The organism is Photobacterium profundum (assembly GCF_003026285.1).
GTDB classification, from domain to species: domain Bacteria; phylum Pseudomonadota; class Gammaproteobacteria; order Enterobacterales; family Vibrionaceae; genus Photobacterium; species Photobacterium profundum.
Map to the genome: position 1 here is coordinate 54,786 of NZ_PYOD01000019.1, position 16,489 is coordinate 71,274.

Annotated in this window: 10 protein-coding genes; 5 read left to right on the forward strand and 5 right to left on the reverse strand. The window is 40.7% G+C overall.

Annotated elements, in window-relative coordinates; all coding sequences use genetic code 11:
* Positions 1-49: 49 nt before the first annotated feature.
* The gene (gene pepN / locus C9J48_RS24250) at positions 50-2,677 is read right to left on the reverse strand and encodes an aminopeptidase N (RefSeq protein ID WP_006231966.1); all 2,628 of its coding nucleotides are present in this window, start codon (positions 2,675-2,677) and stop codon (positions 50-52) included.
* A gap of 585 nt (positions 2,678-3,262) precedes the next feature.
* On the opposite strand from pepN, the gene pncB reads away from it, so the two are divergent.
* Entirely contained in the window at positions 3,263-4,480 is a 1,218-nt protein-coding gene (pncB, locus tag C9J48_RS24255; RefSeq protein ID WP_006231967.1) for a nicotinate phosphoribosyltransferase, read from the forward strand.
* Positions 4,481-4,563: 83 nt separating this feature from the next.
* Here the strand turns inward: pncB and C9J48_RS24260 are convergent, their stop codons facing one another.
* The 4 genes from C9J48_RS24260 to msrC form a co-directional block, all read right to left on the reverse strand.
* Entirely contained in the window at positions 4,564-5,226 is a 663-nt protein-coding gene (locus C9J48_RS24260) for a lipocalin family protein (RefSeq protein ID WP_006231968.1), read from the reverse strand.
* A gap of 234 nt (positions 5,227-5,460) precedes the next feature.
* Positions 5,461-7,461, reverse strand: a complete 2,001-nt coding sequence (gene prc, locus C9J48_RS24265) for a carboxy terminal-processing peptidase (RefSeq protein ID WP_006231969.1) — start codon at positions 7,459-7,461, stop codon at positions 5,461-5,463.
* A gap of 17 nt (positions 7,462-7,478) precedes the next feature.
* Entirely contained in the window at positions 7,479-8,123 is a 645-nt protein-coding gene (gene proQ / locus C9J48_RS24270; RefSeq protein WP_006231970.1) for an RNA chaperone ProQ, read from the reverse strand.
* 109 nt (positions 8,124-8,232) lie between these two features.
* Complete coding sequence (gene msrC / locus C9J48_RS24275) at positions 8,233-8,691, reverse strand: free L-methionine (R)-S-oxide reductase MsrC (protein WP_006231971.1); 459 nt, start codon at positions 8,689-8,691, stop codon at positions 8,233-8,235.
* 62 nt (positions 8,692-8,753) lie between these two features.
* On the opposite strand from msrC, the gene C9J48_RS24280 reads away from it, so the two are divergent.
* The 4 genes from C9J48_RS24280 to rsmF all read left to right on the forward strand — a co-directional run bounded on the left by C9J48_RS24280 (position 8,754) and on the right by rsmF (position 16,332).
* Positions 8,754-10,583 (forward strand): ABC transporter ATP-binding protein, encoded by a 1,830-nt coding sequence (locus C9J48_RS24280; RefSeq protein WP_006231972.1) that lies wholly within the window; start codon positions 8,754-8,756, stop codon positions 10,581-10,583.
* Between the two features lie 215 nt (positions 10,584-10,798).
* Positions 10,799-12,076 carry a paraquat-inducible protein A gene (locus tag C9J48_RS24285; RefSeq protein ID WP_006231974.1) on the forward strand — a complete coding sequence of 426 codons (1,278 nt, stop codon included), beginning with the start codon at positions 10,799-10,801 and terminating at the stop codon, positions 12,074-12,076.
* Positions 12,057-14,684, forward strand: coding sequence for a PqiB family protein (locus C9J48_RS24290; protein ID WP_006231976.1), 2,628 nt, complete (start codon positions 12,057-12,059; stop codon positions 14,682-14,684). Before C9J48_RS24285 ends, C9J48_RS24290 begins: the two co-directional genes overlap by 20 nt.
* Before the next feature lie 217 nt (positions 14,685-14,901).
* Entirely contained in the window at positions 14,902-16,332 is a 1,431-nt protein-coding gene (gene rsmF, locus C9J48_RS24295) for a 16S rRNA (cytosine(1407)-C(5))-methyltransferase RsmF (protein WP_006231977.1), read from the forward strand.
* Positions 16,333-16,489 lie beyond the last annotated feature (157 nt).

The following is a 16,489-nucleotide window of genomic DNA, read 5'->3' on the forward strand; positions in this document are numbered from 1 at the left end:
AATAGAGCCTCTTCGTTAGAGGCTCTTATTACAAAGCTAAATCAGATACTTATTGATCCAGCGCCTTCTGCACTTTTTCGAATAGATCGTTAGCAAGGTTTTCAAGCTTCGCTATTTTTTCTAATTCTGCTCGCATTAAGGCCTGACGCTGCTCATCATACAAACGGTACTTCAAGAACGGTTCAATCAAGCGTGAAGCAACTTGTGGATTACTGGCGTTCAATGCTGTTAGAATTTCGGTCAAGAACTCATAACCAGAGCCGTTCTTTGCGTGGAAGCGAACGGGATTATTAGCACAAAAGCTTGCAACCAAGTTACGGGTTCGATTCGGGTTCTTCAAATCAAATGCAGGGTGAGACATTGTTTGACGTACATTAGCTAGTGAGTCTGATGCAGGGTTAGCACCTTGCAACATGAACCACTTATCCATTACTAAGCCATCATGTGTCCATTTGTCACTAAAATCTGTCATTTGCTCTGCACGGCATGGTAATTCTGCATTATTTGCAGCAGCCATTGATGCCATAGTATCAGTCATATTATCTGAAGATACATATTGCTCTGCAACTAACGTATTGCCTTTATCTGTATGAGCAAGATAAGAAAGACAACGGTTACGCAGTGCGCGTTTAGCCATGGCTTCATGGGCTAAATCATACTCACCCTGTGAAAGAGAGCGATAGATAGCGGTTAATTCATCTTCTAGTGCATAAGCCAAGATCGACGTGATCTTACCGACAGCCGCATTGATCGCATCAACATCAACGATCTTATACCAACCGGCAATCTCATTTTCACTTGGTAATGCTAGCATTTCAGCAATAAATGCAGGATCCAATTTCTCGTCTAATAGCGCACCACGGAAAGCATCAATAACGGACTCGGGGAATTCGACTTCTGCACCTTGTTGAACATTGGTAACATTTGCACGAATGTACTTAGCAAGTAGCATTTGACCTGCGTCCCAACGTGCAAACTCATTTCGTGCATTCACCATCAAGAACACTAATTCTTCATCAGAATAGTTATACTCCAGTACAACGGGCGCAGAAAATTCACGGAGTAATGAAATAACCGGTTTTTCATTTACATTATCAAATTCAAAGATTTGTTTAGTTTCAGTCACGTTAAGTACGTGATGAATTGGCTTACCATTGCACTCTAATACAATAACATTGCCTACGCTGTCATATAATTCGATATCCATCGGGATATGAAGCGGAAGTTTAACGTCTTGCCCAGCTGTTGGTGCTGTATTTTGCTCAATAGTGACAAGGTAACGTTTCTGTTCTGCGTTATAATCGGTTGTAACCGTCACGACAGGTGTGCCCGCTTGGCTGTACCAACGACGGAACAGAGTCAGATCAACTCCCGAAGCATCTTCCATTGCTTGGGCAAAATCATCACATGTTGCCGCTGTACCATCATGACGTTCAAAGTACAGTTTGATACCTGCTTGGAATTTATCTTCACCCAATAAAGTATGCATCATACGAATGACTTCACTACCCTTCTCATACACTGTTAACGTATAGAAGTTATTCATCTCAATCACTTTTTCAGGGCGAATAGGATGAGACATAGGACCACGATCTTCAGCAAATTGAGGACCACGCATAATACGAACATTTTGAATACGATTAACGGCACGAGAACCAAGATCAGAAGAGAACTCTTGATCACGGAAAACCGTTAGCCCTTCTTTTAAACTCAACTGGAACCAGTCACGACAAGTAACACGGTTACCCGTCCAGTTGTGGAAATACTCATGACCAATTACCGCTTCAATACCTTGATAGTCAGTATCGGTTGCTGTTTTTGAATTGGCTAAAACAAACTTAGAGTTAAAAACGTTTAAGCCTTTGTTCTCCATTGCGCCCATGTTGAAGAAATCAACAGCAACAATCATGTAGATATCAAGATCATATTCTAAGCCGAAACGTTCTTCGTCCCACTTCATTGAATTAATAAGTGAAACCATCGCGTAATCTGCACGATCAAGATTACCCTTATCAACGAATATTTCTAACTCAACATCACGACCGCTCATGGTTGTGAATTTATCACGCAGTACATCGAAGTCACCGGCAACAAGTGCAAACAGGTAAGAAGGTTTGGGGAATGGGTCTTGCCACTGTACCCAATGTCGGCCATTGTCTAAATCACCTTCAGCAACACGGTTACCGTTACTTAATAAATAAGGGAAGTTTGCTTTATCAGCAATCACTTTTGTCGTGAAACGAGCAAGTACATCAGGACGATCAAGATAATAAGTAATTCGACGGAAACCCTCAGCTTCACACTGAGTACAAAAACCACCACCCGACTTATACAAACCTTCAAGCAATGTATTAGCTTCTGGATTAACTAATGTTTCGATTGTTAGGTCAAAACTTGCAGGCAAACTGCGTAGCGTTAATGTTGATTCTGACACATCATAATCAGACCATGCTGTGCCATTTACTTCTACGCGAACTAACTCTAACCCATCACCATTTAACACTAACGCCGTATCGGTTTCGACTTGGCGAACAACCTTGCTGACTGCAACAATGTGTGTTGCTGTATCATGCAGGTCAAATTCAAAATCAATATCGGTAATTGTATAGTCTGGCTTTATGTAATCTGCACGGTACTTTGCTTTAGGGCTTGCTGTTTGTGTCGATAATTCGCTCATTATTTTTTATTCCTTTGTTATCCGCTAGAACAAGAAGTCCTCACTCTAAACGACTGACGCCTGTCATTATTATTCTGCCTTTATGGCACTCAAACAAGAATTAATGTCAACTATACTCGTAAACTCATGCTTTTGTCGCTTCAGTGCGTAATAATTCAGCTAAAAATAAAGACTTATACCCAAGCTACCTCAAGATGCAGGATTCAGAGTGATCTCAGCGTATTTAATTCAAGGAAAATGTGTGTAGTAATGGCATTCCCTTTCAAACACATTTGACACAGAAGTAGATACGCTGAATCACTCCGAAGGGCGAGTTTTGTTGGGCTCTATGCGGTGTTACTTATTTTCAACGTAGGATGACTAGGTCTATAAATAAGCGCCTTGCCTAGAGCCCAACAAATTCTCGCTGAAACGAGCATCTTGAGGTAACTTGGGTATAACTCAACGTTATTGTTCAAATAATAACTGAACGCGCCCTCAATTCTTTTTTATAAACTGATATTGCATTTATTTTTCATATTTCATATCAAATCAGGCTCAAAATAATGTAAAATTTCCGGATTGCATTAAACAGCAGCATTAGATATGAATCACACAAAACTCATTGGGATTATTGACTCCCTACTTGATACCGATGCGTATAAGCTGCACATGCAGCAAGCGATTTATCATCAATACCCACACGTAGAAGCCGTTGCTGAATTTCATTGCCGAAGCAAAGAAGATCTCCGCCCCTACGCCAAAGCAATTCAAGCGCAAATTCAACACATCTCAACATTGTCATTTGCACAAAAAGAGTTAGATTACCTTGCATCACTCTCTTTCTTCAAGAAAGACTACCTTACTTATTTAAAAGACTTTTCACTCAACAGTGACCAAGTAACAGTTGATGATTCAGGTGATCAACTTTCAATCAAGATTAAGGGCAAGTGGATTGATATCATTTTATGGGAAGTCCCATTACTTGCTATCATATGCGAAATTCGTTCATCCATTTGTTACCCACACTCCACCGCAGATGACGCAATTGCACAGCTTAAAACTAAGATCGAACGTTTTTACCAAAATGCTAAAACGGTAGATGATGAGACACAAACCGTCACAGATTTAAGTCAATTTTCCCTAATTGATTTTGGTAGCCGTCGACGTTTCTCTAAAGATGTACATCATAAAGTTGTCGACTATTTAGCAGAAAATGTACCTGAGTTTAAAGGGACATCGAATTACCATTTGGCTCGAACACGTGGTTTAACTCCTTTTGGTACACAAGCACATGAATGGTTTCAAGCTCACCAACAATTAACCGGTGAACTTGCCGATTCGCAACAATTAGCACTAAATCGATGGCTACAAGAGTACCCAGATTCGCTAGGTATAGCCCTAACCGATTGCATAAATACTGATGCATTTTTGCGTGATTTTAACCAAGAGTTATCTGAACGTTTTGTCGGATTACGCCACGATAGCGGCGACCCAATTGCTTGGGGTGAAAAAGCTATTAAACATTATGAATCTTTGGGCATTGATTTAAAGACAAAATCTTTGATCTTTTCAGATAGCTTAACATTGGATAAAGCACTTTGTATTTACAAACACTTTGCCCATCGTATTAATGTTAGCTTTGGTATTGGAACACAACTAACGTGTGATTTACCGAGTGTTGAAACATTGAATGTTGTGTTAAAGCTGACGCAATGTGAAGGTCGACCAGTGGCTAAAATATCCGATGAACCAGGTAAAATCATGTGCAGAGATGAAGATTATTTAACGCAGCTTCGCCAAGCATTTAAAATAGCAAACTAAATACTATCTATTTTTACACGGCTTTATACAAAAAACTCGTCATGATGACGAGTTTTTTGTATGTTATGTATTAAACTACACCACTATTCTCGCTGCATAACCGCTTCCATACCAAATTGTGTATTAGACAGTGTTAATGTATCTGAACCTAAAAGAAACTGGCTATCTTGCTGACCACCTTCGTAAATCAAAACAATATGATCATCTTCCAAATAATAAATTCCACGGTGTTCTTTCTTTTTACCCTCATTATTCGATACTTCAGCCGAAAATAAGAAGTCAGGTCGTAATGAAATAGATAATTCAGAAATACCTTCCGCAACGTCTCGCCCCGAAATTTTCGATGAGCGCCATTCACCCGGTAAATTTTCTGGCGCTAACTTAGTGAATCGAGCACCGTCTAAAATAAATTGATTATACGTAAGCATATAATTATGGTTTTGTTCTAACTGCCCTTCAGAAGAAAATACAATATTCGTTTCATCAACATCGTATTTACCCGCCCACTCATCAACCGAGCCATCGACGCGTAATAACCGAATAATAAAATTATAAGACGACTTGAATTTAATATTCATCGCCCGATAACTTTCTCCCTCACTTTCAATACCATCATCAGTGGTACTAAACCAATACCAATCACCTAATAATAGAGGGTAATCAAATTCAGTCAGATCATCGGCAACAGAGTTAACACTGAAGCAGCTAAAGAAAAGTATAAAAGCCACCATATACGATTTATACATGTCTCAACTCCCGAAAAAATGACCTATATAAACCTTAGATGCCAATGCTCTTTTCTGCTGAAAAATATGATTTATGTCACAGTATAAACTCGGAGCTTCTCAGTTATAAGACAACGATTATCAATAGAAGAGTGATGAGAAAATGTAAATAATCAGCAGGCTGTGTCGTGCTATCGACACAAATAAAAACGGCACTGCTTTTAAGCAGTGCCGTTTTATAATTTATTACCGCAATTAACGTTGAGCGTTAACTAAATCCGCTGTAATATCGACAGCTTCATCAAGGTAAGCATCTGGTGACTCATAATCTTTCGGCACATCTTCCAGTGTAGCAAAAGGTTTTTTACCTAAAACTTTCTGGCGCTTATTCAAACGTGCTAATCGTTTACTGTCTGCTTTATCCTGTTCCGCAATACGCGTTTTCTCATTCAAAGAAATGGTATTAATATCTTTATCCTTTTTGTACTCTTGAATGTCATCAAGAATAAAACCGAATTCCATATCTTTACTTATGCGTTGCTCATGCTTCGCTTTTAAAGAAGGCAATATTGGGGAATAATTAGTTAACTTTTGATAGCTTGCAGGTTTAATGCTATCCCAAGGTAATGCGTTATCTTCAACGCTCTCACCCGTTTCAGCTGGATCTACTGCTGTTGGGAAAGCAATATCAGGTACAACACCTAAATTCTGAGTACTACCACCGTTGATACGATAGAACTTTTGAATTGTATATTGGACATGACCTAAAGGCTTATCAAACAAATCATAAATATGATTCAGTGAACGGTGCTGCTGAACAGTACCCTTACCAAAAGATTGTTCACCAAGTACAACAGCTCGACCATAGTCTTGTGTTGCTGCGGCAAAAATTTCAGATGCAGATGCACTGTATCGATTTTGCAGTACGGTTAATGGCCCATCAAAATAAACGCGATCATCAGAATCTCCATTTACTTTTACACGGCCATAACTGTCACGAACTTGAACAACCGGACCACTGTTTATAAATAAACCGGTTAATGCTGTTGCCTCTGTAAGCGCACCACCACCGTTATTACGAAGATCGATAACCACACCATCGACTTGAGATTCGTTTAGTTTTGCGATCTCTTTTTTCGTGTCTTCAGCCAAACCAACATAGAAACTAGGTACTTCAATGACACCTACTTTCTTGCTGCCAACTGTTTTCACTTCAGATTTTACAGCTCTATCTTCCAAACGGATTTTATCACGCACAATCGTTACATCGTAACTTTTGGCATTCTTTCCTTCCGGAAGAATCTCAAGTTTAACCTTGCTACCTTTAGGGCCTTTAATCAACTGAACAACATCATCTAGACGCCAACCAATAACATCGACAACGCTCTTTCCGTCTTGTGCAACACCAATAATTCGGTCGCCTGCTGCAAGTTTTTTAGAGGATGAAGCCGGGCCACCAGCGACAAGTGAGCGAATAACAGTATAATCATCAACTACTTGAAGCACAGCACCGATCCCTTCCAAAGATAGGTTCATCTCTGATTGGAATTGTTCTGCATTACGAGGAGATAAATAACTGGTATGCGGATCAACTTCACGTGCAAATGCATTCATGTAAATTTGAAATACATCTTCACTATGCGTTTGTGTGAGACGCTTTAGTGCATTGTTATAACGCTTGCTCAAGGTTTCTTTAATTTCTTTCCAATCTTTATCTGCAAGTTTCAAATTTAACGCATCGTATTTTACACGTTGGCGCCAAATTTCATTCAATGCATTACGATCTGCAGCCCAATCCAACTCTGAACGATCGACAACAAAGTCATCATTAGTATCGAATTTAATTTCGTTATCTAGCAATGTTAACGCGTATTGATAGCGATCATAACGACGTTGAAGCACTTTATTGAAAATTTCAAAAGCCCCCGATGTATCACCGACTTTAAGTTGGTCATCGAGTTGGTTTTGCCATTTTTCAAGTAGCCTAACATCAGCCGCAGTAAGGAAGCTTTTGTTGAAGTCCAACATTTCGATATAACGATCGAACATGTCAGAAGAAAATTGATCATCAAGAGAGAATTGCTTGTAGTGCGAACGTGTAAACCGCGAAGCAACCCTTTTACTTGCCGTAGCATGCTGCTTTTCAGGCGCAAGTTGTGGCAAATCACTTAATGAATACTTAGCCTCTAGGGCTTGCGCTGAGGCTGCCAGCATCATGCCAGCAGCGATCAGGGAAAAACGGAATCGACAGTTCATGCGTCGAGCATTCTCCTTTACGAACGCAGGTGCTCCATTTTTACAACCATGGTCAAACCATTAGTTAAACGAACACGCACATCGTCCTTGTTAAATTCAACGATAGATGCCGGCATGTTACCAGAGCCCATATTCACTAAAACATCGTTGCCAACTTTTACTTCATCAGCTGTTAAAGCACGGGATGTATCTGCAGGCTTTTTATTTAGCTTAGACGTTTTTGGCTTAGTGTTCTTAGGTTTAGGTGATTTAGCGTGATTTTTATTTGTTTTCGCTTCGCCATCTTTGCTTGCAGCAGCTTTAGCAACTGCTTGCTCTTTACGACGCGCACGAACTTTAGCTTTGCTTTCTTCAAGGGCTTTTTGTGCGTGTTCTACGTGCTCTTGCTCTAGAACGCCACATTCATTGCCATCAAGGTCAACACGGTTTACACCGGCTTTTACTCCATGAAGATAACGCCAAGAAGATGTGTATTGACGTAGTGCAGTACGTAATTGTGTTTTACTGACTTTTTCATCTTCATTTAAGCGCTCAGCTAAATCTTGGAAGATACCAATTTTAAGTGGCTTAGCTTCACCTTCAATAGTAAAACATTTTGGGAAACGCTCAGCAATATATGCAATAACTTCTTTACTGTTCGTTAACTTTTCAGAGTTTTCCATGGAGTTTCCTGACATAAAACGAGAGATCTCGCTGTGTGTACTGTGATCAAAAAGAAATAGTGTCGCTATTATAGTTACCTAACGATGAAAAACCACCGAAAGCATACAATTAGAGGCTTTTTTGTAGTTCTTTCACAAAAGACACTAGTCCATCCTCATCATTTTGGTCAAATCTTGACAAACTTGGGCTATCAATATCCAAAACGCCAATCAATTCCCCCTTAATTGTAAGTGGTATTACGATTTCAGAATTGCTTACGGCGTCACAAGCAATGTGTCCAGGGAAGGCATGCACATCAGAAACACGTTGTACCTTGTTTTCTGAGATAGCTGTTCCACACACACCTCGCCCTACAGGAATACGAACGCAAGCTACTTTTCCTTGAAATGGACCAAGTACTAACTGGTCACCTTTAAGCAAATAAAAGCCTACCCAGTTAATATCTTCTAACTCCATATTCAGTAACGCACTAATATTAGAGATATTAGCAATCAGATCTGGCTCTCCATCGGTCAGTGCAATTGCCTGCTGTGTTAATCTTTTATAGAACGCGCTCTTATTTTCCATGGCTTACTCCTTATATAGCCGTTAATATAGCCCTCTCACTAATAATAGGAATCATTATCATTGTGAAAGATTCTGTAAACCAAACTATTAACTGGTCTTGGCTTCTAAAGCAAGCTAAACGTCACCGTCCAAGACTCGTCGCTGCAAATATTATTGCTCTCATCGCAACGTTGGTTAGCGTGCCAATTCCCCTTCTAATGCCTTTAATGGTTGATGAAGTCTTACTTGATAAACCGGCTGATGGGGTCAAATTCTTAAATTTTTTGTTACCAGAATCACTCCATGGAGCAACGGGATACATCTTAATGGTGTTGCTCCTTGTGGTATTGATGCGCGTTGTTGGACAGGCGCTTAATATACTGCAAAGTCGGCAGTTTACCCTCGTCGCAAAAGATATAACTTATAACATTCGTGGTCATCTTCTCGATAAACTGGGACGCATCAGTATGCGTCAATACGAAGAACGCGGCAGTGGCGGTATTACTTCGCATCTTATTACTGACGTCGAAACCATCGATAAATTTATTGGTGATACGTTAAGCCGTTTTTTAATCGGCTTGTTAACGGTCATTGGTACAGCCGTGATTCTACTGTGGTTAAATTGGCAGCTTGGGTTACTCATCCTACTTGTTAACCCTGTCGTGGTTTACGCTTCTCGGTTAATGGGCAATCGCGTAAAAAACCTGAAGAAGAAAGAAAACCAAGCATTTGAAAAATTCCAACAGCGCCTTGTTGAAACGCTTGAGGGTCTATACCAGTTACGCGCATCTAACCGTGAGCGTGAATTTCTTGCCCAGTTAAAATCGAACGCAAATGACATACGTCACAATGCGGACAAATACGCTTGGCAATCAGAAGCCGCTGGTCGCGTTTCTTTTTTACTCTTTTTATTAGGCTTTGAGCTATTCCGCGCTGCTGCCATGTTGATGGTGTTGTTCAGTGATTTATCAATTGGTCAGATGTTTGCTGTGTTTGGCTACCTATGGTTTATGTTAGGCCCCGTGCAAGAGCTACTAGGTATTCAGTTTGCTTGGTACAGTGCTTCAGCCGCAATGCAACGCTTAAACAACGTATTAGTGTTAGAAGAAGAAGTGCGCCCAATACCAAAAGTGAACCCATTCGTCGACGGTGAAACATTACAGATCGAAGTGAAAAAGCTACATTTCGCCTACGATGAGGATAAGGAAGTATTACACGATCTGAATTTAGTTATTCCGGCAGGGAAAAGAGTGGCGTTAGTCGGCTCTTCAGGTGGCGGTAAATCAACGTTGATTCAATTACTATTGGGCATTTATCAGAAAAATACTGGGGATATCTTAATTAATAACCATCCTATTGAAGATGTTGGTTACGACAACCTTCGAAACAAGATGGCGGTAGTATTACAGCACCCTGTATTATTTAATGATACGTTAAGGCAGAATTTAACGTTAGGTGCTGATTATACTGATGAGCAATTGTGGTTAGCATTAGACATAGCCCAATTAACCGATGTTACTGAGCGCCTAACCAATGGCTTAGACACTGAAATTGGCCGTCAAGGTATTCGCTTATCTGGTGGGCAGCGACAACGTCTTGCTATTGCACGTATGGTCTTGTCTGATCCTGAGTTTGTTATCCTTGATGAAGCAACATCAGCTTTAGACACTGCAACAGAGGCTGCGCTACATACTGCTTTGAATGAATTTTTAGTCGGCAAAACAACACTCATTGTTGCACACCGTTTATCTGCGGTTAAGCAAGCTGATTTAATATACGTGCTGGAAGATGGACAAGTAAGTCAGACAGGTACGCATAAAGAACTTGTTAATGAGAAAGGCTTATACCAAACTTTATATGGTTCAGTGCAATCACCTGATGAAAAACAGCAATCAGTGCTGGTTCAGACTTGATCAATAACAACACCAATAGAAATGGTCAAAAAACGCTCAACCCACAAGTTATTGATCATAAAAAGCTTGATGGTAATACCAGTGAAGATAACTTGGCAGTAGCCAGAATGAACTCAAAATAATATAGTGTTCGTTTACAATTGAATAATGGCCTTTAAATAAGGCCATTCTCATATACCCGATCCATTTGGTTTGATATTAAGGATGACATCAACATGTCGATGGCTCGACGTTGCCTAGGCTGCGACTTATCTATAATGCCCCATGCAGCACCTCGTGGTAAAAGCGCATATTGCCCACGTTGTAGCACACGTCTTTACCGTGGTGGTAAATGTCGATTTAATGGCGAACTCGCTATCGCTTTAGCTTGTCTCATCCTTTTTGTTCCAACCCATATTTTTCCGTTAATCACGATACGTTTATTTGGAGTCATGATTCCAGCAACACTCCCGTCTGGTACATTTAGTCTTGCATCAGAATTTCCTGCCGTTGCGTTTCTTATTTTATTTTGTAGCTCTATTGCCCCTTTATTAGTTAGCCTGTCAGTACTAGGTGCTCAGCTCGCGTTAAAGGTGAAACATTTTCGTTTATTAAAATCATCTTTATGGATACTCACCCACTTAAAACATTGGGCAATGTACGATGTATTCTTAGTTAGCCTGGCAATAGCATGTTTCAAAGTACAAGATTATGCCGACATCTACGTAGGACCCGGTTTATATTGTTTGGTTATCTTGCAGGTGTTGATGTCTTTACTTATTACTCGTGTTAGCCCAAACCGTTATTGGGAGTCATGGCAACCAGAAAAAGATCATCCTACGTTTAAGACGATTCGACCTTTAGCTGACGAACGGGCTAAAAGTGATAATGAATGTACAAATCCAATAAATACTCAGGTACAAACACTGGAAGAGATTCATTGTGAAACATGCCACATGACACAGGCTTATTCTTCACACTGCCTTCGCTGTAATTCGCTATTGCATCACCGTAAACCAATGTCAATTCAAAGAACGTGGGCGTTTTTAATTGCGGCGACAGTCTTTATTTTCCCTGCAAACTTGTACCCTATTTCTATATTTTTGAATAACGGAAAAAGAGCAGAAGACACGATTTTTTCAGGTGTTGCATATTTAGTGAAAACCGACATGACGGGTATAGCAATCATTATCTTTATTGCCAGTATTGTTGTACCCGTCGCTAAGATATTAGGCATGGCTTACATCCTGCTTTGTATCCAATTTAAACGCAGTATATATCACAAGCAACGCATGCATGCTTTTCGTGTTATTCAATGGGTAGGCAAATGGTCAGTAATGGATTTATTTGTTATCTCCCTCATGGTGACGCTGATCGACCGTGGACAAATTCTGGACTTTACTCCTGGGCCTGGCGCTATTGCGTTTGGGGTGGTAGTGGTCTTAACAATGTTAGCAGTAGAAAACTTAGATTCTCGCCTGATATGGGACAACTATGAACAACGGACAAAATAACCAACAACCCGAAGCGGTAGATATACGCCGCGACCGTGGATTATCCCCTTTATGGCTACTGCCCCTACTTGCACTTGTGCTGGCGGGATGGCTCGTATTTAAAGCGGTGAATGACGCTGGTGAACGTATTCAAATCCACTTTAACGATGCTGCTGGCTTAATTGCAGGTAGAACAACCATTCGTTATCAAGGTCTTGAAGTCGGTATTGTTCGTGATGTGAACTTATCAGAAGATCTCCAAAGTATTTATGTCGATGCAGATATTTACCCTAAAGCCGTGCAAACATTAAAAGAAAACACGCGTTTTTGGTTAGTCAAACCTAAAGCATCAATCACAGGTATTTCAGGGTTAGATGCTTTGGTGTCAGGTAATTACATTGCCTTGCAACCAGGGGAAGGCAAAACCACCAATAAATTTACCGCGCTTGATACCCAACCTGCCGATACACCTTTGGGAGAAGGGTTAACCTTGCAGTTACGCTCACCTGATCTTGGCTCCGTCAGTATTGGCTCGCAAGTCTTTTATAAAAAAATCCCTGTCGGTGAAGTGTATAACTACACGCTAAGTGAGAACCGAAAGCAGGTATTAATTGATGTCACTATCAAACCACAATATTCAGAGCTGATAACCAATAAAAGTCGATTCTGGAATGTCAGTGGCATGAGTGCCAACATTGGTTTTAATGGTGTTGATGTTCAATTCGAGAGCCTATCTGCCATGATTGGTGGTGCGATTGCCTTTGACTCTCCCGATGAAGGCGTTGCTATCGATCCCAATCATCTATTTCGCTTATATCCAGACTTGAATACTGCAGGTCGTGGTATTGCCATAAAAGTTGAATTACCTGACGGTAATAACATCAGCACAAGTGGCGCGCCTATTATCTATCGTGGATTAGAGATCGGTAAAATTTCAAGCCTTCGCCTTGATAAAGAAACCAATAAAATTGTTGCTAATGCAGCAATCGAGCCAAGCATGAGTGACTTGCTAAATACGGGCTCTCGCTTGCTATTAGAAGAAGCTGAATTGTCTTTAAATGGAGTTAAGAATATTGGTAACCTTATTCGCGGTAACTTCTTAACCTTAATACCAGGTGAAGGCGAAAAGGCGCGAATGTTCAAAGCTATAACACAAGACCAGCTACAGGAACAGCAACCGGGTACTGTTAGCTTCGCGTTGTATGCCAATAACAGCTACGGTATAGAGCGAGGTTCTAAGCTTCGTCACCGCGGTTTAGATGTAGGCCGAGTGAAGAAAGTCTCTTTTGAAGGCAATAGAGTGCGCTTCGATGTTATTGTTCGTCCTCAATACACATCCCTTGTGCGCTCTAACAGTCGGTTCTTTATTGACGGTGGTATTCAAGCAAGCATCAGTGCAAAAGGCATCGACGTATCAATGCCACCTGCCGATCAACTGATCAGTAATGGTATTAGCTTTACCTCATCGGGCTCTAAGAGTATTCAAAATAGTTACCCTCTTTACGAAAATAAGCGTCTGTCTAACCTTGCCGCTGATAACCAACGCGGATTCGCTAAATACTCGCTCTTTGCCGATGAATTACCGCCCGTTTCAGAGGGTAGCCCTATTCTTTATCGTAACCTACAAGTTGGTGAAGTGACTGGCTATGCCCTGGTACGTGACGGTGTAACCGTGTCATTTAAGATTGAGAATAAATATCGTCATTTAATCACTCCGAGTACGGTTTTTTGGAATCGTTCAGGGGTGGAAATCGAAGCTGGGTTAGATGGAGTTAAAGTTAAAGCCGACCCTATTAGTACACTCATTAAAGGGGGTATCGCATTTGATGATATTGCCGGTGTCACAAATAAGGCAGGTTCGAAATTCAAATTGTATCCAAGCTTAAGTGACGCTCAGAACTTTGGCTTATTAGTTACCCTAACAGCACCAGATGCACGTTCTGTATCGAAAAATGCAGACATCCGTTATCAAGGTATTAATGTGGGCAAGGTTGTTAGTATCGAGCCTAATTTTGAGCTGGCTAATGTACAGATAAAAGCGCGCTTATTCCCTAAATACGCCAAGATTTTGGCAAAATCAGACAGCTACTTCTGGACAGTCACCCCCAAATTAAGCCTGTCAGGTGCAAAAAACTTAGATTCATTATTAAACAGCTATATTGCTGTGCAACCAGGTGATGGCGCTTATTCCCAAACGTTTAACTTGGGTACAGCAGAACTGATTTCATCAGGTTTAACATTGATTCTGGAAAGTGAAGACCGAGGCTCAGTGAGTGAAGGCACTCCACTTCTTTACCGTGATATTCAAGTTGGCCAAGTAATCAAAGTATCTCTAGGTGATTTATCTGACCGCGTATTGATTAAAATCCAAATTGAAAAGGAATACAGCCACCTTATTCGTACCGATACCGTGTTCTGGAATACCTCCGGCGTTGATTTCACCATCGGCTTAACAGGTGCCAAAATACAAACAGGTACCGTTGATAGTTTACTGCGTGGTGGTATTTCTTTTGCCACACCAGAAGAACAACCTTTATCACCGCTTGCTAAACAAGAAGATCATTTCTTGCTACATAGAGAAGCTGACGACAGATGGAAAACATGGCGTACCGCCATTCCTCGTGACTAGTAGCACCTAGCTGTTATAACGATGTGATTTTTGATTTAAGGAGCGCTTTTGCGCTCCTTTCTTTTTAGAATTGGTATAACGATATTTTTCACTTAACGCTATCTTTTTAATCCTACCTAGCTTGATTAAAAACCTGTTCAATCAAGCTTGAACGTTCGATTATTCCTACTATTTGGTATAGAATCTCGCCCCATTGCTAGTTAATCGAGATAGTCTCTTGAACCCTAAAATCTATATCCCAGACGCATTTATTGAAATGATCCGTGAAATCATGCCAGAGCATCTAAGCATGGATGAATTTATCGCATCATGTCGAACACCTTTACGCCGCAGTATTCGCGTGAATACATTAAAAATTAGCGTTGAGGATTTTCTTATTCGTGTATCTGATAAAGATTGGACGTTAACACCGGTACCATGGTGTGACACAGGGTTTTGGATTGAACGAGAAGATGAAAAGTCAGTATCATTAGGTAATACAGCAGAGCACATGGCTGGCTTATTCTATATTCAAGAAGCAAGCTCTATGATGCCAGTCACTGCATTACTAAAAGACAACGATGCGTTAGATTGTGTGCTTGATATGGCAGCGGCTCCTGGTTCAAAAACAACGCAAATTGCTTGTGCAATGCAAAACCGTGGCGCATTAGTGGCAAATGAATTAGCTGCAAGTCGTATTAAAGTTCTCCATGCAAACTTACAACGCTGTGGCGTTTACAATGCAGCACTCACCCACTTTGACGGCTGTGTGTTTGGTGGTTGGGCCCCTGAATCATTTGATACTATTTTGCTTGATGCGCCTTGTTCAGGTGAAGGCGCTATTCGTAAAGACGATGATGCAATGGCGAACTGGAGCCTAAGTTCCATAGAAGACATCGCAGCCATTCAGCGAAATCTTATTATTAGTGCCTTTCAGGCGCTGAAAACAGGCGGCATGATGGTGTATTCAACCTGTACACTTAACCTCAGCGAAAATCAGCACGTCTGCCATTTTCTGAAAGAAACATTTGGTGATGCCGTTGAATTTGAGCCATTAGGCGATCTATTTGAAGGTGCTGAAAAGTCCTTAACAGAGGAAGGTTTCTTACACGTTTATCCTCAAATATTCGACAGCGAAGGCTTCTTCGTTGCCCGTATTCGTAAACATGCTAGTGTTGAAACACCTAAAGTTAAAAAGCGTATGGGTAAATTCCCATTCACTATTGTTGCAAATGCTGATAAAGCCATAATTGCTGAACAACTTCAAGCAACATTGAACATTACTTTACCTGCAGAGAGTGATGTATGGATAAGAGAAAAAGAAGTATGGCTATTCCCTGCGAACCTTCGCCCACTTATTGGTGAAATACGATTCCAACGCATGGGTGTTAAATTAGCAGAACAGCACAAGAAAGGTTATCGCTGGCAACATGAAGCCGTTATGACGCTTGCAACCGGGAAAGAAGACGTTGCGATCGATTTAACTCCAGAGCAAGCTAAAGAATGGTTCATGGGAAGAGATATTCGCCCAGAAAACCTTTTAGGTAAAGGTGAGGTCGTTGTGACTTACCGCGATTACCCTATTGGTATAGGCAAATGGGTAGGCAACCGAATTAAAAATGGTCTTCCACGTGAATTGGTCCGTGATACCAACTTATTCGATATATAATGCCATCTAGATAAGTCCCTGGCCATAAACCAATCTAGAGGCAACAAACGGGAAGTAATGTGCAGCTAATCTACATTCTCATTAGTTAAACTGGCAAATTATAATGTGTGAGCTAACATTGATAGTGTAATCGATAACCATATATTAACCAGTTAGC